Consider the following 21,335-nt stretch of genomic DNA (forward strand, 5'->3'; position numbering starts at 1 on the left):
CAATTGCTTTGTCAACATTCTCGGCGGCTTGATTGCCTACTGCCATCAACCGAAGAAACCGTCCATTGCGCTCGACCACAATCTGCTGCTCCCGGCTTAACCCGAACTCAGGTTAAAAACGGTTCCTTCACTGTAGAGGCAGATGCCTGATATTGCCGTCGTGCTTCGTACAGCATTAATGCAGTCGCGATCGCTACATTTAACGATTCCACCCCTGCTACTAATGGAATTGTCACCTGAACCTCTGCCAATTCCAGCAATTCAGCTGATAGCCCTACGCCTTCATTTCCCATCAAAATCACGCTAGGTCGAGAAAAGTCAATTTCCCAATAAGTCCGGGTCGCCGTGGGAACGGTTGCGATGATTTGCATTCCTTGAGATTTGGCCGTCGCTAAATCCGCCTTTAAGTCCGAGCGAATCGACATCGGTAAGCGAAACCATTGTCCGGCAGACGATCGTAAAACTTTCGGGTTTTCAATATCAGCGCAGTCTTCACTCAGCCAAAGTCCTTCCACTCCTGCGGCGGCGGCAGTGCGAATAATCGTGCCTAGATTGCCGGGGTCTTGAATTGTTTCGAGAACTAGACCCAATTGAGAAAATTCGACGGGACGAGTGTGAAAGCGATCAACGGTTGCTACAACTCCATCAGGTTCTACGGTGGTGGCGGTCACTTTGATCACTTCCGGGGTAACGAGCTCAAGCCGCTGCGATCGTCGTTGCAGGTATGCAAACAAATCCGGATGCTGGTGCTGCCAGGTTTCGGTACAGCAGACGGTGAGAAAAAATAAGCCGATCGCGCTTGCTTCCTCGATCAGATGCGTTCCTTCAAGTAAAACGACTTGTTGTTCTCGCCGTTCTTTAGCGCGATGCAGCTTTCGTAATTGTTTGATCAGTGGATTTTGCAGACTGGTAATCATCTTCTCTTCCGACACTAAAGGAATTTTAGTGCGTCGCTGAATTCCTGGTACACTCAAAAAACTCAATTTGGGCTGCTGTCATGCTGAGAAAACTTTGGCGATCGCTGATCCTCTGCGTTCTGTGTTTTTCTGTCGTGATCGGCTGTACTCGGTCTACGCCTGAACCGATGGCGAAGAATGATGGGCGAATTACGATCGGGACGACTGCCAGTATCAGCACCCTTGATCCGGCAGATGCGTATAGTATTTTTGCCGGAAATCTCCTGTATAACTTAGGCGATCGACTTTATCGCTATAAACCGGGTACGAGTGAGTTAGAGCCGCAGTTAGCGACAGCATTACCGAAAGTGAGTGCGGATCAGTTGACGTATACGATTCCGTTGCGGCGTGGGATTGTATTTCATGATGGTGAGCCATTTAACGCAAAAGCAATGGAGTTTTCATTGCGGCGCTTTATTCAAAATGGGGGTTCGCCTGCATTTTTGCTAGCTGATGCCGTGGATTCGATTTCGGCACAGGGTGAAGATCAGTTAAGCATTAAGTTGAAAAAGCCGTTTGCTGGATTTCCTGCTCTGCTTGCATTTTCAGGTGCGTGTGCGGTTTCTCCCAAAGCCTACAAAATCGAGAAAGGATCGTTTAATTCTGAAAGTTTTGTGGGAACTGGAGCCTACAAATTAGCGAAGTTTGGGACTGATTCGATCGTCCTCGATGCGTTCGAGCAATATTGGGGCGATAAACCTGCAAATCGGGGTGTAAACGTTCAGTTTTTCTCAAGTCCAGCGAACTTATTTAATGCGTTTCGGACAGGCGCGATCGATGTTGCTTACCAGGGACTTGCACTCGAACAGATTCGCAATCTCAAAGAGAACGCCAGCGACAATACCTGGAAGATGGTCGAGCGATCAGGAAGTGGAATCGATTATCTCACCTTGAATATGAAATCTCCGCCGCTCGATCGTCTAGAAGTGCGACAAGCGATCGCCGCTATCATGGATCGTCCGATTTTAGGGAGCCGAATTTTCCAAGGACAAGTTGAGCCTTTATATAGTTTGATTCCGAGCAGCTTGCGGGAACAGAAGCCTGTGTTTAAGGAATATGGCGATCGCAACATTGAGAAAGCACGAAATTTACTTACAAAAGCAGGTTATTCAGAATCGAATCCGCTTAAGGTTGAATTTTGGTATCGATCGAACATCTCAAACGATCAGCTTGCAGCCGTGACCTTAAAGGCAGTGGTGCAAAAATATCTCGGTAATTTGATGCAGCTTCAACTCAACAGTGTTGAATCCGTCACCGCTTACAGAAATCTCGACAAAGGCGCATATCCGATCTTTTTGCTGGACTGGACACCTGATTTTCTGGATGCAGATAACTATATTCAGCCGTTTATGGAATGTGCAAAAGGCTCACCGAGTCAGGGCTGTGAAGAGGGATCGAGCGCGTTGCAGGGATCGTATTATTACAGCGATCGAGTAAATCAATTGATTGGTCAAAGCCGCAAAGAACGCAATCCAGAAGCGCGTCGGCAGATGTTTGAACAACTGCAAGATGCACTGGCAAAAGATGTTCCCTTCATTCCACTTTGGCAAAACAAAGATGTCTTATTTGTGCAGAAAAATATTCAAGATGCAACGCTAGAAGTGACTCAGAAAGTTCCGTTTGGAACGATGAAAAAGGCTTAGTTCGATGAGTTTTTCCGATTCGAGCCGAGTTGCCCCCTAAATCCCCCATTCCTACCCTGTACACACAAAATCGTTTGTCGCTCCGTTTTAGTCAGCTTGTGCCCCCTAAATTCCCCATGGCTGAGGAACTTAAAGACAAGAGATTTCCTAGAATTAAGAGATTTTTTATCCTTCAAAGTCCCCCACACGTGGGGGATTTAGGGGGCAAGAAGCCGATAAAAACGAAGCAAGCGCTCCGTCGAATTCACATTAAATCTACATCTGAGACAGCACAGCCTGAATTACATCCGGTTCAACTTGATCCGTCACAATCACCGTTCCGATTTGTCGCGGTAAAACAAAGCGGACTTTTCCATCTTTGACTTTCTTATCAGCTTGCAGCGTTGGCAGAATCTTCGACCGATCGCACTCCTCCGGAATTCGAGTTGGTAAACCCGCTTTTTCAATCAGAACCTTTTGACGATCGCACTCTCCTCGCTCCCAGAGTCCCATTTCAACCGCAATCAATCCCGCCGCCATCATGCCAATCGCAACGCCTTCTCCGTGATTGACCACGCGATAATTCGTTAAGCTTTCGATCGCGTGTCCGATCGTGTGTCCGTAATTAAGAATTTCTCGTAATCCCGATTCTTTCTCGTCTTTGCTGACGACGTGCGCCTTCGCTTGCGCCGATCGTACCAACATTTCATACACCAAATCATCTCCGACAGCGCGAATCTGATCTAATCGCTTCGCTTGCTCTAGTTTCTCAAATAGCTCCGCGTCCCAGATGATCCCGTATTTGATCACTTCGGCGATCGCGGCGCGGAACTCCCGCGAAGGCAGCGTTTTCAAAACTTGCGGATCGATCAAAACCAATCGGGGTTGATGAAAGGCTCCAATCAAATTTTTCCCGTTCGGGTGATTCACTCCAGTTTTGCCACCGATCGCGGCATCCACCATCGCCAAGAGCGTCGTTGGCACCTGAACCACGTTAATTCCCCGGAGCCAAGTTGCCGCAGCAAACCCCGTCATATCTCCGATCACGCCGCCGCCTAACGCGACCATCACCGACGATCGTTCTAACCGATTCTCTAACGCTGCATCATAAATCTTTTGCAGCGTTGCCGGGGTTTTGTATCGCTCCCCCGCCGGCAAAATGCACGAACTCACCGTAAAGCCTGCTTGCGTCAGCACATCGATCACCGTTTGCCCATAATGCTTAAAAATCACTGGATTCGAGACAATTAGCGCTTTTTTGCCGAGCTTGGTCAAAGTTTGCATCCGATCGCCAATTTCGTTAATCGACGAGATCGCGATGTCGTAAGAGTTTTGGGGTAGCGTAACGGGAATAACAGACGGCATGAGTCGCTCTCAAAAACAGCGTTTGGAGTGATTTTATCAAGCGATCGAGCCGCATGAAGCGATCAAACGCCCTCCGTTTTTTTGTATAGTTTTGTTAGAGAGGTTAGGAGACACAATTTATGTCCGCAGTCATTGCTTATTTCTTGATTGTCGGTGGCGCGATCGCGCTTGCTTATGGTCTGTTCTTTACTTTCCGCGCAATCAAGCTGATCTAGGTTTCTTTGGGGCGATACAAGTTGTACAGCCCCAAATTCATTCCTCTAAACTTTTGGCACAACTTTTAAGCTTTTGGCACAACTTTCAGGATGATTGGTGCATCGGGTACATCCATCGTAATGCGACTTGGGGTCGCAAACGTGGCAGTTGCATTCGGCGATCGATTCGGTAAAAAGGTTGCAGCTTCCTGGGTTGGCGATAGCAAATTCACGGTGACTCGCTGAGTTTTTAGCGTCTCGGTACTTTCAGAATTCAGCCACATCACCAGATAAAACTCCCCATTGCTCTTTTGTAAAAGCGTGTGGCGCAAGTCTTTCACATTTCCACTGAAATAATAGGAAAGCCCTCCGCTTGCTGTACTTCCAGGCGTGTCCTTTAGAATGCGAATCAGATTTCGCAGCGCATAAAACGCAGGTTTCGGGGTTCCATCGGCACGAATAATGCCAAAGTTGTTTTCAGCATCTGGTAAGGGTCGCTGATCCATGAATTCGTAGAGATATGTCCGATTCACACCGCGATTGAAAAACTCCAAGAACGTTCGCGGAATGTACTTCGCTGACACTTGCTCAGTCACCGCTTTGTGACCCGTTTCACGATCGTTCACTGCATTGTGATATCCCGTTTCCGTCGCGATAATCGGTTGATTGCCAGAATACTCTCTGGTCAACGGGAGCCAGCGACGATCGAAATCAAATCCCGGAATTCGTCCGCCTGAATAGCTGTGCATATTACCGAAATCGCTAAATTCAGCCAATGATCCCACTCGTTGCCCGTTCTCTGGTTGCGCCATCGATGGAACGAGTACCGGAAGATGAGCGGTCGCCGGATCGCTTTTTACCGCACGATACAAATCTGCTTGATACTCCCGCAGCCCATCCGGGAAAGGCTTGCCTTCATAGCGCATCGTTTCAGCACTAGCGTCCCACTCGTTTGGGCCTTCGACAGCCGCAATTCCTGGTAATGCCTGTTTGATTTGCTGTACAACGTTGTCAGGTGTACCGCCGAGTCGCGGATCGACAATCAACGTAGACTTAATTCCAAACGTTGCCAGTCGTCGCAGCTTGGTGAACACTTCTGGCTTGTTTCCACCATCGCGAATATGGCGAATGCCCAATTCTCGTAAACGCGGCTCGAAGACATCGGCGTAACGGTCATGATAACTAATCCCCGTATAGCGCAGATTCACGTTCATGCCGATCGAGTCAATAAACGTATCTGCTGGTCTTGCCCGTTCTCGAATCGTGTTGGCGCTCGCAGTCGTCATGACATAGCTTGTGTCTACAGGTTGACCAGAGAACACTTGCAGCAGATAAGTTCCAGCACTCAGAACAGCAGCGATCGATTCGATCATGGTTCCATCATTGGCAGAGGTGCTAATAATATCGCCCTGCTCATTGAGCAGTTTCAGATCTACGTTAGCAGCTAGGTTTCCAATGCTGATGTTAATCGGTGTGGGTTCAGTGAGGGTAAACCGATAAAAGTCAGCCGGGTGATCGGGACTCAAAGCGCCATTAATCGGAGTGAAGTCATCGAGATTGATGTCTTGTGGATCGCTCAATAAGGCTGCACCCGGATTGGTATTCGTGCTGATCAGGGGCGATCGTAGCTGACTTTGTGGGATCACTTCCTCGGTTTGACTCGGACTTGACCACTGGAGTTTAACCGACGCATCTCCCCCGAATTCTGCATATTCGACTCGGATGCTGTAATTTTGCCCCGCATCGAGAGCGATGATTGAATTGCGTTCGGTCGGGTTGTACCAGCGATCGATCAGCAGTTGATCATTGATCCAAACCCGAATCATATCGTCTGCATCTGCCGAAAAGGTATAAGGCTCGGAATACAGTGGGGTAACTTCCCCTGTCCAGCGCACCGAAAAATCATCCGCATTCACCGCCGAATTTGGGCTACTCCTGCCCCAGTTGAAATCGATCGTCGGATCAGTGCGAGTGATCGATCTCTGCTCTAGATGGGTGTCATTGAAGTATTCCGCCTTGAGTCCCATCGCACCATAGGTGGTAGAACTCGAAGATGCCACCACATTCATCGATGGAAACAACGCATCAGGATTTGGATCACTCATAAGCGCGGCGGTTGGATTTGCAGACAGGCTAAAGCTGCCAATATCCCGATTGAGATTGGGAGATGGGTCTAACACCATTATGAATTCCTGTGTAATTGAGAGCGAACTGAGCGCAAGCTTTACCGGGATCTTTAAACCTGTAATCAGGCACAGTCAGAAGCAAGCCTGAGTGACAGCCTTGGAACACATCTGGCGATCAGCCAGGACATTTATGTGGAAACTCAGTTGAGGTAACAAAACGAACTTAAACAATCAGATCATTTCGCTTCACACATTAGAAGAAGTACAAAGTTGAAGTGCCTAGTGCAAAAGAGTAAGCAAGCAACTTAAGTGGTGAAGCTGTAATAGTTCTGATTGAAACTTCTCCGTATCCTAGACCAGCTAATTTTACGCGTATGACTATTTTTACTTTCTAGCAAAACGCAGATTAACGTTGAACTTAACGGATGCAAATCTTGGTAGAGCGCAACTCCTAGACTTTTCTGAACTCAATGTCAAACCTGGCTAAGTCTTCCCCGATCGCCGATGAATCTAACTTGGGTGAGATGATCATTTCTGCTGACGCTCTACCCAACCGCGCCTAAGTTTTTGCACAAAGTCTAAAAAATGTAACGGTTCGCAACGTATAATTGGGAGCGAATTGTCGATCACAAGTTAGGTGAACAGACTACATGCGAGTAGCGATCGCCGGGGGCGGCTTAGCAGGATTATCCTGTGCGAAATATTTAGTGGATGCTGGACACACGCCGATCGTGCTGGAAAGTAGCGATGTCTTGGGTGGTCTAGTCGCAGCGTGGAAAGATGAAGACGGCGATTGGTACGAAACCGGACTTCATGCTTTCTTTGGGGCTTACCCAAACATGCTGCAACTAATGGGAGAACTGAATATTCTCGATCGACTTCAGTGGAAAGAACACGCGCTGATTTTCAACCAGCCGGAAAAGCCAGAGACTTACTCCTACTTCAAAGTTCCAGATATCCCGGCTCCGTTTAACGTCATCATGTCGATTCTGAACAATAACGATATGTTGACCTGGGAGCAAAAGCTCCGATTTGCGCTCGGACTTTGGCCCGGTGTGCTCAGGGGTCAAAAGTATGTCGAAGACATGGACAAATACAGCCTACTCGAATGGCTGCGGCGACAAGGCATCGGTGAGCGCGTTAGTTCTGATATTTTTATTGCTGCCTCGAAAGCGCTGACGTTTATTAACCCTGACGAAGTTTCAGCGACGATTATTCTGACGGCGCTGAACAAATTCTTGCAAGAGCGCTACGGCTCGAAAATTGCTTTTCTCGACGGATCACCCACGGAAAGATTGTGTCAGCCGATCGTGGATCACATCGTTGCTAACGGTGGGGAAGTTCACCTGAAAAAACCGCTCAAGCAAATATTGTTAAACGATGACAATACGGTAAACGGCTTCCTGATTCGCGGACTGGATGGTGCGTCCGATGAAGTGATTACCGCCGATCGCTATGTTTCGGCAATGTCGGTCGATGTGATGAAGGTCTTGATGCCAGAACCTTGGAAAGCGGTGCCCTTCTTCCAAAAGCTCGAAGGGTTAGAAGGCGTTCCTGTGATCAATCTGCACTTGTGGTTCGATCGCAAACTCACCGACATCGATCAGCTTTTATTTTCGCGATCGGACTTGCTGAGCGTGTATGCCGACATGAGCATTACCTGCAAAGCCTATGAAGATCCCGATCGCTCGATGCTGGAATTTGTTCTGGCTCCCGCAAAAGATTGGATCGACAAATCCGACGAAGAAATCATCGCAGCCACAATGAAGGAGCTAGAGCGGTTATTCCCGCAGCACCTAACCGGAGATGATCCTGCCAAGCTGCGGAAATACAAAGTCGTGAAAACGCCGCGATCGGTCTACACCGCTTCACCGGGGCGACAGGCTTATCGACCAGAGCAAATGACTCCGATTGAAAACTTCTATCTTTCGGGGAGCTACACGATGCAACAGTATCTGGGGAGTATGGAAGGTGCCGTCCTTTCTGGTAAGCTGACAGCGCAGGCAATTACGAACGCGCCTGTCTCTACCCCGACTGAGCCGAAACGCTTAGTCACCAGTAGCAATTAGCGCTTTGTCAACCCTTCCATTTGTCCTAACGAATGCTGCAATTGCCCGAACAACCCTCCTCCTATGTACGATCGCTGGCTTCTGTCGATGAGGCTTACGAACAGTGCCGCCAATTGATGGAACACTTCACCAAGTCTTTCTACTTGGCGACCTTGTTATTTCCGACTGAAAAACGACGTGCGATCTGGGCAATTTATGTCTGGTGTCGTCGCACCGATGAGTTAGTCGATGGCTTCAACGGCAAGTCCGCCACGATGGACACCCTGGACGAGTGGGAAACACGACTCGAAAAAATCTTTGCGGGCTACCCGGAAGATGATTTTGATGTGGCACTGGTAGACACGGTGGAGCGATTCCCGATCGAGATTCAGCCGTTCCGCGACATGATCGCGGGACAACGGATGGATCTCTATCGCAGTCGCTATGAGACGTTTGACGATCTTTATCTCTATTGCTATCGAGTGGCGAGTACCGTTGGGCTAATGTCTACTTCAGTGATGGGACTCGCCGAACCGGATACTTCTGCACCCTGGTATTGCCCAGAGCCGGGATATTCACCGCTTGATGATGCGATCGCGCTCGGTGTGGCAAAACAGTTGACGAATATTCTGCGCGATGTGGGTGAAGATGCGCGGCGGGGTCGAATTTATTTGCCGCTTGAGGACTTGCGGCGCTTTGGGTATGGCGAAGATGATTTGTTCAAAGGCGTGAACGACGATCGCTGGAAAGCGCTGATGCAGTTTCAGATTGAGCGTGCGCGGCAGTTTTACACGCAAGCAGAGCGGGGAATCGCCACGCTGAATGAAGATGCGCGTTGGCCTGTATGGTCGGCATTGATGCTGTATAGCCGGATTTTGAATGCGATCGAGAACAACAACTACGACAACTTCAATCGTCGGGCATATGTGCCGGGAATGCGGAAGTTGTCACTGCTGCCGATTTCTTGGCTGAGAGCGAAGGTACTATAACGATCGCGATCGCACAATTAACGAGGTGCGATCGCTGGCATGAACTTGAGTTTTTCCCAAAATTGAAGAATTCCGGGCTTGCCATAACCTTTTCCAAAGGGAACAAGAGTTTTAGAGCTAGCGATCGCCTTCAGATAGTTTGAGGTTCTCAACGATCGTCTTTAAGTGAGGCTCAAACTGCTCTAAGCTGCTCAGCTCTTTGAACACACTGCCCACTGCCGCTGGGTCGTATCCCGTGACGATGGTGTTCAAATTGCTATCAAACGCCATGTAACTGACATACTTTTCTCGAACCTTTCCAGACTGATCGATTCCCTTAAAGCCATACCTTAATCCGGGTAGAGCACCGACTTTAACTTCTTCGGGGGATTGTACCTGAACTTTGTAAGCTTTGCCGTAAGTTGAAGTTCGATCGGCTTGAATGGTTTTGTAGTAATCTGCGATTACAGCTTTCAATGCTGTTAGTACCTTTGCTTTATCATTCGAATTACTGTAAGTAAACAGTCCTGGAACTAAGCCAAGCTTGTCAAATTGAGCCTGCAAGATCGGGGACTTGTCGTATGTCCAGCGCTGAAGTTCGACGCTGCCCAGATACACTTGATTGCGATAGGCGCACAAAAAGGGAGCTTCACGATCGCATGGGCGAACCTGCCATCCTGCAGGCGCAGACGTTTTACCAAGTAGAGAGATCCAGGCATTGTTTAATGCTTTCTGTGTGTCATAAAGCGGTGTTCCGTCCGTTGCTAACACGACATAGCGGTACTGGCGAAATGCAGTAGCTAGGTAAGGCTTGAGTTGGTTGAGATCATCAGCATTGCGAACAGCCACTTCAAAGTAGCCCCCTTCAGGAACCCAAGCAATCCACCAGCCTTGATTTGCCCTAGCGTAGCCTACAGTTTCCCAGAACTTAAACCTCGCTCTGCGTTCGTCTTCAGGATGGATACTTTGGTTGACTTTACGCCAGCGGGGTTGCCCTGGGTTCCGTAAGGCATCACGCAGCATTGGTAAAGGCATCTGTACGGGGGGACGATTGAGATACCAGCTATAGCGATCGCGCTCTGTCATTAAATGAGTTCGAGTACAGCCATCATATTGAGCCGAGACTAATCGCCCATCGGCTGTGTAAACTTCATAGGTCGAGCCTTCTAACTGTAAGGTGTTGAGAATTTGTCGTTTTTCGAGTCCAGTTAAACGATCGAAAGCCGGAGTCAGCGTAATGCGGCGCTCTGCGATCGTCTCTAACATCTTTTTCCCAAAGAACTGATTGGGATCATTTTTAAGTTGATTGGCGCGTTGTCTAACTTCAAGGTTGACTTGTTCGGGTGGGCGACCGTAGCCAGCACAGTTTGCAAGAGCAGGTTTTGAAGCTGTAGTGAGGCTTGCAAGTAAGAGAATCGGAAATAAAGAACGGAGGAGATACGACTGTAATCTAAGTGACGTGAACATTTACAGGAACATCAATCTATGTGTTTGCTCTATTGAGATACAATCGTGTTTGCCTCAATTCTGGAAGGTATTGCAACCCCGCCAGACTTCTTTGTCAGGCTGATGTCATACTCATCGCGCTTTTCCCATCGCTGACTAAATGTCCATCCTCCATGTAGACAATGCGATCGGCGATATCTAAGATGCGGTTATCGTGCGTGACGAGCAAAATTGTACAGTGCTGCTCTTTTGCAAGTTTCTGCATTAGTTCAACCACATCGCGACCCGACTTTTTATCGAGTGCAGCAGTCGGCTCATCGGCAAGCACAATTTTTGGATGGCTGATTAGGGCACGGGCGATCGCGACTCGCTGTTTTTGACCGCCGGAGAGTCCGTCAGAATAGTAGTCTGCCCGATGTCCGAGTCCAACGGTTTCTAACATTGAAACGACCATTGCATCCAAGCTTTGATTGCGATAGCGATCGTGCAATTCCAGCGACATTCTGACATTTTGCTTTGCGGTTAAGAACGTCATTAAGTTATGCGCTTGGAAGATGTAGCCAATGTTTTTGCGAAGATGAGTCAATTGTTGCTTTGTGGCTCCTCGAATTTGTTGATCCAGAATCGTGAGGCTGCCTTCTTGAGCCGATCGCAAGCCGCCTAAAAGCGTTAACAGTGTAGTTTTACCCGAACCAGAAGGACCCGTCATGATCACAATCTCGCCTGCATAAATATCGAGATTGATATCAAACAAAACTTGCTTTCTCAGATTGCCTTGACCAAAGTAGTGGTTCAGGTTTCTAACAGAAATAACAGGTTGCATGATTAGAAAATATCCGCAGGATCAGCAGCTTGGAGTTTTCGCATTGCGATCGCGCCCGAAATCGAACACATCACAACAGTAAGAACAAACACCGTAATGGCACGATTGGTATTCATAGCAATGGGGAGCAAGGTTGCAGCATAGGTAATTTGATAGAGTCCAACCGCAACCACAAAGCCTGGAATAAAGCCAAGCACAGCGAGAATTAGTGCTTCTTGAAGTAGAACATTGAGCAAAAAGCGATCGCTATATCCCATTGCTTTCAATGTGGCATATTCAGGTAAGTGGTTAGCAACATCAGTGTAGAGAATTTGATAAACAATCACTGTTCCAACAATAAAGCCTACAACTACACCAATTCCGAAGATAAATCCGATTGTTCCTTGACTTTCCCAGTAGTTCCGTTCGATTGCTGCAAACTCTTGAGGAGTCAGCACTTTTACATTAGGTAAGTTTGCACTCAGTTGCGCCTGAACTGCTTTGACATCTGAGTCTGGTTTGAGTTGAATCAGTCCAATATCGATTTTGTTTGCTTGTCGATCGTTGTAGAGCTTCAGGAATGTTGAATCGCTCATGAACACATTTCCATCTGCGGTAAAGGACGCGCCCATGGTGACGAGTCCGCTCACTTGGATCACTTGCTGATTAAGTTCAGTCGTAACCGTGCCTTGCTTTTGGAAAGTATCTGCGATCGCACCGAATTCAGGACGACCGACGCGATCGTACACAACATTGTTTAATAGCTTCAGTGACTCTAAGTTCTCTTTTAGTCCGGGTAGCTTAAAGCTAGGTGCATCGGGTTCAATTCCCCAAATCAGAATATTGCGAGTTAAGCGAGTTTCGGGATTTTTCCATTGTCCCATTGCAATCCGAATTGAACTGACGGATTGAACACGATCGTTGTTCAGCGATTGATAAAGCTGCTCCCGCGAAAACGGTGTGAAGGAAGCTAAGCTTTTGAACTGTGGATCAATCATTACCAAATCCGCTTGCAACAACCGATGTGGCACTGTCGCGCTGTCATACAGCGAATCTTGAAAGCCAAGCTGCATAAACATCAGCATATCTGCGAAGCCAATTCCCGCGATTGCAACCATTAAGCGGGCTTTCTCTTTCATTAACTGGAACCAAGCCAGTGGTGTTTTACGAGGCATCTCACAGTCCTAATACGGTGGATAGCGGATTAAGTCATCGAGCAAATCGTAGACTGTCAGCAAATTGAGTTTTGCAATCGACATCATGAGGTGAGTACGAGCGTAGGAACATCCCCGAAGCGCTTGATATGCTGATCGAATCAGTGTTAGCCACGGCGAAAGCTGCATCCGCACAAAACGTATCCACACTGAAAAAGTCTTAACGCTCATAGGATAGAAAACTCGCTCCGAGAATCGATGAATAGCCCCATAACATTAAGCCAGCAAATAAAACATTTGCGCTTGGATCAATGTTTGGAAAGACTGATGGAAAGAATAAGACACTTCCAACATCGAGTAGCATTCCCGGTAAAGCAATCAGCAATGCAACTTTGGGACGTGCGATCGCATCCACTTGCTGCCAAGCATAAACTCCTGTTACCACAATCAGCATTGCGATCGTTGTCGCTAAAAACAATCCAATCGATAGTGCACTGTTGGATGGATCAAGAAGGTACTGCCCGATCAGACGGAACGCGATCGTTGCCACAAGCCAGATCAGAAACCCAACTCCTAAAAACAGCATTGTGAATTCCTCCTATGCTTCTTGAGGTGAACGTTTCATTGCCCAGTAATCGCGGCCTGCAAAGGTTCCATGATGAGCAATCTCAAAGCCATGACGTTGGTAAAACCGCACTCCACCCGGAGTCGATGTTTCTAGATAGCAAGGTAGCTTTGTACGATCGGCTTCTTGCAAAACAGGCTGAAGTAACTGTCCCCCAATGCCTTGACCTTGACATTCAGGCGACACCCCTAACATTGCTAAGTACCAATGCGGTTCTGAAGCGGTGCGATCGTGCAATCGAATCTCTGTACCGATAAACGAAGCAAAATCAAGAATGCGATCCCAACGCAGATAAAACGGGACAAAGAGCAATCCTGATGTCACAACTTGCCACAGTTGAGATAGGGTAATTCGAGCAGCCTCCGGAGGCAGCCACATTGCAACTCCTTTGGGATATTCGGCAGTCGTATAGATCTGGTTGTACGATTGCCCATAATTGAGCATGGCTTGACTGATTTGCTTTAAAGTCGTTTGCTTTGCGGTACTTTCTTCGGGTAAAAACTGCCCAATAAGTGGATCTTGACTAAAAGCGGCTGCGAGTTGATTCGATGCGATCGCAAACTCTGACGGGTTCAACTTAACGATGTCCATCTCTTTCTCCTTAAATCGAACGTTCGTTATCCGTTAGTTCAGCAGAATTGAAGTTTGAACTTGTAAATTGGTTAAGCTCGAAACTCGCTTGCTTGCTTCTGGAGTTAAGCGAATTTTTACCTCAATGACCCGCCGATCAAGGTTTTCTCCGGGCTGATTGCTAAACACATTCTGCTTGTCCACCTGCAATCCAATCTCAGAAACAGTTCCCTGCAATTTTCCAGTAAAGGCTTGCCCTGTAATTGTTGCTGCCTGTCCAACTTTCACATTGGCAATATCACTTTGATAAACTTCAGCCACTGCCACCATCTGATCATTCTGTGCTAAATCTGCAACACCAGAGTCGCTAATCTTTTCACCACTGCGAGTATGAACTTTGAGAATCTGACCCGCCATCGGCGCACGAATGTAGGCTTGCTCTAACTCTGTTTCAGCACGTTTCATTGCTGCGATCGCGCTACTCAGCTCAGTTGCAACGGTTTGAACATCCACAGGACGCACTTCTGCAATTCGATTCAACGTGGCTCTTGCTTCCGTTAACTGTGCTTCGAGTGAATTTGCAGATTGATTCTGTTTAGCTTGGGCTTGTCTCAGTTGCGATTGGGCTGTATCTAGGGCAAGACGTTTACTATCTAAGTTAGAAGCTGCGATCGCGCCTTGCTGATAGAGCTTGTTGAATCGATCGAACTCTGCTTGTGCGGTTCTGACTTCAGATTGCCAACGTTTGACTTCTGCGGCTTGAACTGCAATTTCACCCTGGCGATCGGCTTGCAAGCGAGTAATCGCGGCTTGCTGGGCTTCAATCTCTCCGGTCTTTGCGCCTGCTTTGACTTGGGCAAGCTTGGCTTGGGCAACTCGTACCTGTTCGCGGGCTTGCTCCAAGGCGTTTTGCAAGCGATCACGCGAATCTAAAATTGCAATCACCTGACCTTTTACAACCCGATCGCCCTGCTTAACCAGGAGCTGGGCTACGCGATCTCCATCAAGCGCGATCGGAGCCGAGATCCGAATCACCTCAGATCCAGGTTCTAGTCGTCCCAAGGCAGCAATCTTCTTAATAGTTGGAGCGGTTTCGACAGGCAGAGCGGCAGGCTTCGGAGTGAATTGAGAAACAACATAAAATGACGTTCCACCTGTAATCAGTGTAGCAATCCCAATTCCAATCCAAAGGCGATTCTTAGGTTTCAGAAAGATGTCAAGACTCATGGCTTTTTTGGTTTCAGGTTGTGTTTCTCTAAGTACAGCGTGAGCATTTCCGATAACAATTTCGCTTGTGCTTGGTAATCAATCTTTCGATGTCCATAAAGTTCTTGCAGTAATAATCCATCAACAACGCTCATCATGAAGAGCAAGATTTGTGGATTATCAATTCCAAGCATTTCAGACATGATCTTTTCAGCTTGGTCACAAATCCGTCTGAAGACTTCGCTGACTTCTTTTCCTTCTCGTTGCTGATGTTGGTAAAAGTCTGTCATCAGCAATGTTTGTTTTAGAAAGTAGTCTCGATGCTCCTCAAATATTGCAAATGCAGCCTGAGTTTGCTCTGCAAGGTCTTTTCCTTCTAACCGAGTCGAAAAATTGCGAATATCTAACTCAGATAGTTCTTTTAGTAACTGCTCGAATAATGCCTCCTTACTCGGAAAGTAGTGATACAGCGTTCCAGTCGAAACACCTAACCCTTGAGCAATTTGCCGCATTGTGATCGCGGCATATCCTTTCTCTGCAAACAGATCAAACGACTTAACTAACAGTTCCTTGCGATAGCGATCGTGGTCAACAACCTTAGGCATACAGGTGAATTCAGATATCGAACATTCGATATATTTTACTGGTTAAACATTGAGAAACCCCCCATGTCTTCTGCAATTGTTCTTTGACGATCCTCGCTCGATCTTCCTATTTATATCGAACGCTTGTTATAAATTCTGTCTCATAAATTTCTGTTTGTAAACCCCTTTAGAAAATTGTTTGAGACGCAAGCTGCATCTTCTTTAGACGATCGCTCTTAAATCCGCTCGAAGATTGCTCAAGTCAAAAGATTCGCTTACTATTCTCGATAGTGTGATCAACTTGAGGTGCGAAGCGGCGATGAAAAAGACTTTATTTCTTAGTCCACCTTCCTTTGATGGGTTTGATGGCGGTGCAGGTGCCCGGTATCAAGCAAAGCGAGAAATCACTTCATTTTGGTACCCAACCTGGCTCGCTCAGCCTGCTGCTCTCGTTCCAGAAAGCCGTCTTGTAGATGCACCACCTCATCATCAAACGCTTGAGGATATCTTAGCGATCGCCAAAGACTACGAACTGGTGATTATGCACACCAGCACGCCTACACTTGCGAATGATGCTAAAGTTGCCGCTGCGATCAAAGCACAAAATCCTGGTACTCAAGTTGGACTGATTGGCGCTCATGTTGCCGTGTTACCAGAGCCAACTCTACAACAGCATCCCATTATTGATTTTGTCTGTCGGCATGAGTTCGACTACACCTGCAAAGAACTCGCAGAAGGGAAACCTTGGGATCAAATTGATGGTCTGAGCTATCGGGATCAGTTTGGCACAATTCATCACAACAACGATCGCGCTCTAATTCACGATTGGGATCAGATGCCGAGCGTTCTCCCGATTTACGATCGTGATCTCGATATCAACAAATACTTCATCGGCTATCTGCTACATCCTTACATTTCTTTCTATACGGGTCGCGGTTGTCCTGCAAAATGCTCGTTCTGTCTTTGGCCTCAAACGATCGGCGGACATCAATACCGCGCTAAGAGTCCTGATGTCGTTGGGCGGGAAATGGAGGAAGCGAAAGCAATTTTTGGCGATCGTGTGCGCGAATATATGTTCGATGACGATACGTTTACCATCGACAAGCATCGAGCGATCGCGATTAGTGAACACATGAAGCGCTTGAAGCTAACTTGGAGTTGTAACGCTCGTGCAAATCTCGACTACGACACCTTGAAGCAACTCAGAGACAATGGCTTACGGTTGCTCCTAGTTGGATTTGAGTCAGGCAATCAGGAGATTCTCAACAATATCCGCAAAGGTGTGAAGCTCGAAGTCGCAAAACAATTTATGAAGAATTGCCATGACTTAGGCATTACTGTACATGGCACATTCATTATCGGGCTGCCGATCGAAACGCCTGAAACAGTCGAAGAAACGATTCGATTTGCTTGTGAAATCAATCCGCATACGATTCAAGTGTCGATCGCGGCTCCGTATCCGGGGACTGAACTGTTTGCCCAAGCGCAAGCGAACGGCTGGTTCAGCGATGCCGCAATGGTGACGGATTCGGGCATTCAAACCTCAACTTTGCACTATCCCTCGCTGTCGAGTGCAGACATTGAAGCTGCGGTCGAGCAGATGTATCGTCGCTTCTATTTTCGACCGAAAGCAATCGTCCCGATTGTGCGGGAAATGCTGAGCGATCGCCAAATGCTGATTCGACGCTTACGAGAAGGTCGTGAATTCTTTGACTATCTGAAAGAGCGTCGTTCCCAAGCTCAGAAGCAGTCTGTGCATTCTTGAGAGCCGCTCTCACCTAAATCGAGTAGTACAGCGGGAAGGACTTCGCGTCTTTGGGTTTGACATAAACGCGCTGATCGGGTGAGAGCTTTAACTCATCAAAACGATCGCGGGTTAAATGCGCCGTCACCACTTGACCATCATCGAGCGTTAATTCTGCCTGAATTTCCCAACCTAAGTGAATTAATCGCGTCACTCGTGCGGAAACCGTCGAACCATTCGGAGACGTTTCTACAACGACATCATGCGGACGCAAGAACATTTCAGGATGTGCGGAGTCAAAGCCGTTATTTTGGAAAATTCGCGACGAACTTGGCAACACATTCACAGGGCCAATAAAGCTCATCACAAACGCAGTTGCCGGATGATCATAAACATTCGCAGGCGTTCCGATTTGCTCAACCTTGCCTTTATTCATCACGACGATTTCGTCTGCGACTTCCATCGCTTCTTCTTGATCGTGCGTCACAAATACGGTCGTGACATGGACTTCATCGTGCAATCGTCGCAGCCAAGCCCGCAAATCTTTCCGCACTTTGGCATCGAGCGCTCCGAACGGTTCATCGAGCAATAACACTTTCGGCTCGACGGCTAGAGCGCGAGCCAGGGCGATTCGTTGCCGTTGACCGCCAGAGAGTTGAGACGGATAGCGATCGCCCATTCCCCCTAACTGCACCAGATCCAGTAGCTCCTCGACTCGCTTTTTCGCTTTATCAGGAGGATACTTGCGAATCTCCATGCCGAAGGCGATGTTTTTCCGTACAGTCAGATGCTTGAACAGGGCGTAATGCTGGAACACAAAGCCAATGTTGCGGTCTTGGACGCTGCGATCGGTGGCATCTTCGCCGGTGAGAAAAATCCGACCGGAATCCGGACTTTCTAAACCTGAGATCAAGCGTAACAGCGTCGATTTGCCTGACCCTGACGGGCCTAACAGCGCCACCAGCGAACCACTCTTAATTTCTAAACTGACTTGATCGACCGCTTGAAAGCTCCCAAAGCGTTTAGAAACGTCCTGTACTACGATACCCACAGCAATGACCTCAAGGAATCCCGGTTTTCCGACAAGATTACTGTAGTTTTATAGCATAAAGCTGCGATCGTTTTCTAAGACCTCGCAAAATTAAAAAGGTATCTCCGATGAGACACCCTGAATTGTGTTTAAATCCAAACTTGTTTAGCGCGCGTTCTGGCTCTCGCTGTGTGCTGGGGAGAGCGTCGCCTGCGGAATCGAAGCTGCGGTGATGCTGGACTGCGCGGACGGCATTTCTCCCCCTGCGCGGATTTGTCGCATCAAGCTTGCCATCTCGATCGCGCTCATAGCGTATTCCCAACCGAGATTGCTCTTGATTCCAGCGCGTTCGATCGCTTGCTGCATCGTATCCGTGGTCAGCACTCCAAAAATCACCGGAACGCCCGTCTGAAATCCTGCCGCCGCGATTCCTTTCGAGACTTCTGCCGAAACATGATCAAAGTGAGGCGTTTGTCCTTTAATCACCGCACCGAGACAAATGACTGCATCGTAGCGACCGGAGAGCGCAAATTGACGCGCCACCAGTGGCACCTCAAACGCGCCCGGAACCCAAGCATAATCGACTTGCGTTCCCTGGGGATTAACATCAATGCCATGACGCTTCAGACAGTCTTGACAAGCTTCGAGCAAGCGCGTTGTCACCAAATCATTAAAGCGACCGACCACGATCGCAAACCGTAGCGACTCACTCTGAGCGAACGTTCCTTCAAAAATAGTCATTGTTTTAGTCCGAGTCCCAAGACGCGATAGCTACGCAGTCATTACAACACTCTACATAATGAACTGAAAAAACTGGGGATGAAGCTTGAATTCTTCCCCAGTTGATGCAGAACTCAGGTCACAAGATAATTTAAAACGCCGACCGTAATCACTAGAATGAACCAGATGCCCGAACCAAGATAAAGCAATTTCTTGGAGGTATCCCAGTTTTGCGGCGTTGCATAAGCGACCGGAACGCCAACGACCATCACAAACGAGAATAGAACCAGTGCCAACAGCGCTAGCTGGAAAATAAAGGTCATGTGTCTCTCCCTAAAACAGCGTTTTTAGTGTCTCAATGTTCTTAAGACGCGATCGAAAGTCCTGAATAGTACGTTATCAGAAAAGGCGGACGCGATTCTATGCCTCATATCAATCCAGAGCAATCTGCCCGCGAGTTGATGTCGTCGCCGGTGCGGACGATTCGACCGGAGACGACGATCGAGGAGGCACAAAAGCTGCTGCTGCGCTACGGACATTCGGGATTGCCGATCGTCGAGGGCGCTCGATTGGTGGGGATCGTTTCACGACGGGATGTGGAGTTGGCGGCGCATCACGGGTTGAAGCAGGTGCCTGTGGAGAAGGTGATGGTGACGCAGGTAAGAACGATCGCGCCTGATACGCCGATGTCCCAGATTCAAGCGCTGATGGGAACGTATGATATCGGGCGGCTTCCGGTGATCGATCGCGGGCAATTGGTGGGGATTGTGACCAGAACCGATGTGTTGCGACAGATTCAAGCTGCGCCGAAATTGCTGCAACTAGAGCGGCTGGCGGTGCCGTTTCAGAAGATTTTGACGATCGCGGCTCAAGCGGCTGAAGCGCGGGGATGGCATCTTTATCTAGTTGGAGGAGCGGTGCGGGATTTGCTTCTTGCTGATCCGGATGCTGAAGTCAGTTTGAGCGATATTGATTTAGTTGTGGATGGGTTTCATCGATCGGCGGATGTGGGGGCGGGAGTTGAGTTAGCGAAAGCACTTCAGGCGATTTACCCGCAAGCCCGACTGGAGATTCACGGGAAGTTTCAAACGGCGGCAGTACTTTGGCACAATGATCCGGAGTTGGGTTCGCTGTGGATTGATATTGCTACAGCGCGGACTGAATTTTATTTGTATCCAGCCGCCAATCCGGAGGTCGAATCGAGTTCAATTCGACAAGATCTTTACCGTCGGGATTTTACGATCAATGCGTTGGCGTTGAGATTGACGGAGCCACGAACACGTACCCGTGCGCCAGAGGCATCGCAAGAACTTCTCGATTTCTTTGGAGGTGTGGCGGATTTACGATCGAAACAAATTCGCGTTTTACATCCGAATAGTTTTATCGAAGATCCCACCCGAATTTATCGAGCCGTGCGGTTTGCGGTGCGGTTGGGATTTGAGATTGAGCCGCAAACGGAAATGTATATTCGTCATGCGATCGCATCCGGAGTTTATCAGTTTCGCAATCGTCCTGTTCCAGCGTTGCAAAGTCGGCTCAGGTCGGAACTGAAGTACATTTTGCAAGCGGCTTATTGGAAAGCGGCGATCCAAAAGTTAGCCGATCTCGATGCGTTGGTTTGCATTCATCCACAATTGAAGCTCGATCGCGCACTTTGGCAACAGTTGAAATGGGCGGATCGGTTCCAGCGATATGATTTTTCGATTCCGCATTGGCAATTGTTATTAGAGGTGCTGATTGCGAGAATCGATGACCGCGCAATCGTTGCTCAAACGCTACAGCTACCGCAGGATGCGATTCAGCGATTAACTCATCTCTGCAAAATTGAGCAAACGATCGGGCAAAAATTACCGCAGTGTGAGAAACCCAGTCAGATTGTGCAGTTGTTGAAGCCGTTTGATTCTGAAACGCTGGGATTGGTGGCGGCACGAGGAACGCGATCGCTGCGTCGATCAATCTGGAAATATTTCACGGTTTGGTTGCAGGTGAAAGCACCGCTTGATGGTTCAGATCTAAAAGCGATCGGCTACAAACCCGGTAAACAGTTCAAATTGATGCTTGAAGAGTTGCTGAAGGCGACCTTGGACGGTGAGATTTGCGATCGCAGTACTGCCGAACAGTATCTAGCCGAACATTACCCGCTAAACTGAAAAATGCCCTGATTGCACAACTCCT

20 protein-coding genes are annotated in these 21,335 nt (G+C 48.2%); 6 read left to right on the forward strand and 14 right to left on the reverse strand.

The window, feature by feature from the left end; all coding sequences use genetic code 11:
* Positions 1 to 107: 107 nt before the first annotated feature.
* Positions 108 to 917, reverse strand: a complete 810-nt coding sequence (locus NC980_RS13440) for an RNA methyltransferase (RefSeq protein ID WP_190376575.1) — start codon at positions 915 to 917, stop codon at positions 108 to 110.
* An 80-nt stretch (positions 918 to 997) separates the two neighbouring features.
* Here NC980_RS13440 and NC980_RS13445 point away from each other — a divergent pair, with 80 nt between their 5' ends.
* Positions 998 to 2,599: an ABC transporter substrate-binding protein gene (locus tag NC980_RS13445; protein WP_190376576.1), complete on the forward strand. Its 1,602-nt coding sequence runs from the start codon at positions 998 to 1,000 to the stop codon at positions 2,597 to 2,599.
* A 255-nt stretch (positions 2,600 to 2,854) separates the two neighbouring features.
* Here NC980_RS13445 and aroB read toward each other — a convergent pair whose 3' ends face one another.
* Positions 2,855 to 3,943, reverse strand: a complete 1,089-nt coding sequence (aroB, locus tag NC980_RS13450) for a 3-dehydroquinate synthase (protein WP_190376577.1) — start codon at positions 3,941 to 3,943, stop codon at positions 2,855 to 2,857.
* 119 nt (positions 3,944 to 4,062) lie between these two features.
* On the opposite strand from aroB, the gene NC980_RS13455 reads away from it, so the two are divergent.
* A complete protein-coding gene (locus NC980_RS13455) occupies positions 4,063 to 4,158 on the forward strand; it encodes a cytochrome b6-f complex subunit PetL (protein WP_190376578.1) in 96 nt (31 codons plus the stop codon).
* Positions 4,159 to 4,223: 65 nt separating this feature from the next.
* Here the strand turns inward: NC980_RS13455 and NC980_RS13460 are convergent, their stop codons facing one another.
* On the reverse strand, positions 4,224 to 6,320 hold the full coding sequence (locus NC980_RS13460) for a PA14 domain-containing protein (protein ID WP_190376579.1): 2,097 nt from the start codon (positions 6,318 to 6,320) through the stop codon (positions 4,224 to 4,226).
* 593 nt (positions 6,321 to 6,913) lie between these two features.
* On the opposite strand from NC980_RS13460, the gene pds reads away from it, so the two are divergent.
* The gene (pds, locus tag NC980_RS13465; RefSeq protein WP_190376580.1) at positions 6,914 to 8,332 is read left to right on the forward strand and encodes a 15-cis-phytoene desaturase; all 1,419 of its coding nucleotides are present in this window, start codon (positions 6,914 to 6,916) and stop codon (positions 8,330 to 8,332) included.
* Between the two features lie 32 nt (positions 8,333 to 8,364).
* Complete coding sequence (locus NC980_RS13470; RefSeq protein ID WP_190376581.1) at positions 8,365 to 9,300, forward strand: phytoene synthase; 936 nt, start codon at positions 8,365 to 8,367, stop codon at positions 9,298 to 9,300.
* A 117-nt stretch (positions 9,301 to 9,417) separates the two neighbouring features.
* On the opposite strand, the gene NC980_RS13475 is transcribed toward NC980_RS13470, so the two are convergent.
* The 8 genes from NC980_RS13475 to NC980_RS13510 all read right to left on the reverse strand — a co-directional run bounded on the left by NC980_RS13475 (position 9,418) and on the right by NC980_RS13510 (position 15,687).
* Entirely contained in the window at positions 9,418 to 10,746 is a 1,329-nt protein-coding gene (locus tag NC980_RS13475) for a hypothetical protein (protein ID WP_190376582.1), read from the reverse strand.
* Between the two features lie 94 nt (positions 10,747 to 10,840).
* Positions 10,841 to 11,548, reverse strand: coding sequence for a DevA family ABC transporter ATP-binding protein (locus NC980_RS13480; RefSeq protein WP_190376583.1), 708 nt, complete (start codon positions 11,546 to 11,548; stop codon positions 10,841 to 10,843).
* A gap of 2 nt (positions 11,549 to 11,550) precedes the next feature.
* Positions 11,551 to 12,702, reverse strand: coding sequence for an ABC transporter permease DevC (gene devC, locus NC980_RS13485; RefSeq protein WP_190376584.1), 1,152 nt, complete (start codon positions 12,700 to 12,702; stop codon positions 11,551 to 11,553).
* Positions 12,703 to 12,711: 9 nt separating this feature from the next.
* Complete coding sequence (locus tag NC980_RS13490) at positions 12,712 to 12,912, reverse strand: hypothetical protein (RefSeq protein ID WP_190376585.1); 201 nt, start codon at positions 12,910 to 12,912, stop codon at positions 12,712 to 12,714.
* Positions 12,902 to 13,267 carry a DUF5367 family protein gene (locus tag NC980_RS13495; protein WP_190376586.1) on the reverse strand — a complete coding sequence of 122 codons (366 nt, stop codon included), beginning with the start codon at positions 13,265 to 13,267 and terminating at the stop codon, positions 12,902 to 12,904. Before NC980_RS13495 ends, NC980_RS13490 begins: the two co-directional genes overlap by 11 nt.
* A 12-nt stretch (positions 13,268 to 13,279) precedes the next feature.
* A complete protein-coding gene (locus tag NC980_RS13500) occupies positions 13,280 to 13,897 on the reverse strand; it encodes a GNAT family N-acetyltransferase (protein ID WP_190376587.1) in 618 nt (205 codons plus the stop codon).
* Positions 13,898 to 13,930: 33 nt separating this feature from the next.
* Positions 13,931 to 15,103, reverse strand: coding sequence for an ABC exporter membrane fusion protein (locus NC980_RS13505; RefSeq protein ID WP_190376588.1), 1,173 nt, complete (start codon positions 15,101 to 15,103; stop codon positions 13,931 to 13,933).
* A complete protein-coding gene (locus NC980_RS13510) occupies positions 15,100 to 15,687 on the reverse strand; it encodes a TetR/AcrR family transcriptional regulator (RefSeq protein WP_190376589.1) in 588 nt (195 codons plus the stop codon). Before NC980_RS13510 ends, NC980_RS13505 begins: the two co-directional genes overlap by 4 nt.
* A 298-nt stretch (positions 15,688 to 15,985) precedes the next feature.
* Here NC980_RS13510 and hpnJ point away from each other — a divergent pair, with 298 nt between their 5' ends.
* Positions 15,986 to 17,431 carry a hopanoid biosynthesis associated radical SAM protein HpnJ gene (hpnJ, locus tag NC980_RS13515; protein WP_190376590.1) on the forward strand — a complete coding sequence of 482 codons (1,446 nt, stop codon included), beginning with the start codon at positions 15,986 to 15,988 and terminating at the stop codon, positions 17,429 to 17,431.
* Positions 17,432 to 17,444: 13 nt separating this feature from the next.
* Here the strand turns inward: hpnJ and NC980_RS13520 are convergent, their stop codons facing one another.
* From NC980_RS13520 to psbZ, 3 genes are all read right to left on the reverse strand, one after another.
* Positions 17,445 to 18,461: a TOBE-like domain-containing protein gene (locus tag NC980_RS13520; protein WP_190376591.1), complete on the reverse strand. Its 1,017-nt coding sequence runs from the start codon at positions 18,459 to 18,461 to the stop codon at positions 17,445 to 17,447.
* Positions 18,462 to 18,605: 144 nt separating this feature from the next.
* The gene (gene ribH, locus NC980_RS13525) at positions 18,606 to 19,181 is read right to left on the reverse strand and encodes a 6,7-dimethyl-8-ribityllumazine synthase (RefSeq protein ID WP_190376592.1); all 576 of its coding nucleotides are present in this window, start codon (positions 19,179 to 19,181) and stop codon (positions 18,606 to 18,608) included.
* Between the two features lie 113 nt (positions 19,182 to 19,294).
* Positions 19,295 to 19,483 carry a photosystem II reaction center protein PsbZ gene (gene psbZ, locus NC980_RS13530; protein WP_190376593.1) on the reverse strand — a complete coding sequence of 63 codons (189 nt, stop codon included), beginning with the start codon at positions 19,481 to 19,483 and terminating at the stop codon, positions 19,295 to 19,297.
* Between the two features lie 99 nt (positions 19,484 to 19,582).
* Here psbZ and NC980_RS13535 point away from each other — a divergent pair, with 99 nt between their 5' ends.
* Entirely contained in the window at positions 19,583 to 21,310 is a 1,728-nt protein-coding gene (locus NC980_RS13535; protein ID WP_190376594.1) for a CBS domain-containing protein, read from the forward strand.
* Positions 21,311 to 21,335: the final 25 nt, after the last annotated feature.

Origin of the sequence: Leptolyngbya sp. AS-A5, from assembly GCF_039962495.1 — a bacterium.
Lineage (GTDB): Bacteria > Cyanobacteriota > Cyanobacteriia > Leptolyngbyales > Leptolyngbyaceae > Leptolyngbya.

What these genes read in the sequence shown, in the direction of transcription:
- devC (WP_190376584.1), bottom strand. Translation starts at nt 12,702, where the DNA reads ATGCCTCGTAAAACACCACTGGCTTGGTTCCAGTTAATGAAAGAGAAA.
- pds (WP_190376580.1), top strand. Translation starts at nt 6,914, where the DNA reads ATGCGAGTAGCGATCGCCGGGGGCGGCTTAGCAGGATTATCCTGTGCG.
- NC980_RS13535 (WP_190376594.1), top strand. Translation starts at nt 19,583, where the DNA reads ATGCCTCATATCAATCCAGAGCAATCTGCCCGCGAGTTGATGTCGTCG.
- NC980_RS13510 (WP_190376589.1), bottom strand. Translation starts at nt 15,687, where the DNA reads ATGCCTAAGGTTGTTGACCACGATCGCTATCGCAAGGAACTGTTAGTT.
- NC980_RS13440 (WP_190376575.1), bottom strand. Translation starts at nt 917, where the DNA reads ATGATTACCAGTCTGCAAAATCCACTGATCAAACAATTACGAAAGCTG.
- hpnJ (WP_190376590.1), top strand. Translation starts at nt 15,986, where the DNA reads ATGAAAAAGACTTTATTTCTTAGTCCACCTTCCTTTGATGGGTTTGAT.
- NC980_RS13495 (WP_190376586.1), bottom strand. Translation starts at nt 13,267, where the DNA reads ATGCTGTTTTTAGGAGTTGGGTTTCTGATCTGGCTTGTGGCAACGATC.
- NC980_RS13460 (WP_190376579.1), bottom strand. Translation starts at nt 6,320, where the DNA reads ATGGTGTTAGACCCATCTCCCAATCTCAATCGGGATATTGGCAGCTTT.
- NC980_RS13480 (WP_190376583.1), bottom strand. Translation starts at nt 11,548, where the DNA reads ATGCAACCTGTTATTTCTGTTAGAAACCTGAACCACTACTTTGGTCAA.
- NC980_RS13470 (WP_190376581.1), top strand. Translation starts at nt 8,365, where the DNA reads ATGCTGCAATTGCCCGAACAACCCTCCTCCTATGTACGATCGCTGGCT.
- NC980_RS13505 (WP_190376588.1), bottom strand. Translation starts at nt 15,103, where the DNA reads ATGAGTCTTGACATCTTTCTGAAACCTAAGAATCGCCTTTGGATTGGA.
- NC980_RS13475 (WP_190376582.1), bottom strand. Translation starts at nt 10,746, where the DNA reads ATGTTCACGTCACTTAGATTACAGTCGTATCTCCTCCGTTCTTTATTT.
- NC980_RS13455 (WP_190376578.1), top strand. Translation starts at nt 4,063, where the DNA reads ATGTCCGCAGTCATTGCTTATTTCTTGATTGTCGGTGGCGCGATCGCG.
- psbZ (WP_190376593.1), bottom strand. Translation starts at nt 19,483, where the DNA reads ATGACCTTTATTTTCCAGCTAGCGCTGTTGGCACTGGTTCTATTCTCG.
- ribH (WP_190376592.1), bottom strand. Translation starts at nt 19,181, where the DNA reads ATGACTATTTTTGAAGGAACGTTCGCTCAGAGTGAGTCGCTACGGTTT.
- NC980_RS13490 (WP_190376585.1), bottom strand. Translation starts at nt 12,912, where the DNA reads ATGAGCGTTAAGACTTTTTCAGTGTGGATACGTTTTGTGCGGATGCAG.
- NC980_RS13445 (WP_190376576.1), top strand. Translation starts at nt 998, where the DNA reads ATGCTGAGAAAACTTTGGCGATCGCTGATCCTCTGCGTTCTGTGTTTT.
- NC980_RS13500 (WP_190376587.1), bottom strand. Translation starts at nt 13,897, where the DNA reads ATGGACATCGTTAAGTTGAACCCGTCAGAGTTTGCGATCGCATCGAAT.
- aroB (WP_190376577.1), bottom strand. Translation starts at nt 3,943, where the DNA reads ATGCCGTCTGTTATTCCCGTTACGCTACCCCAAAACTCTTACGACATC.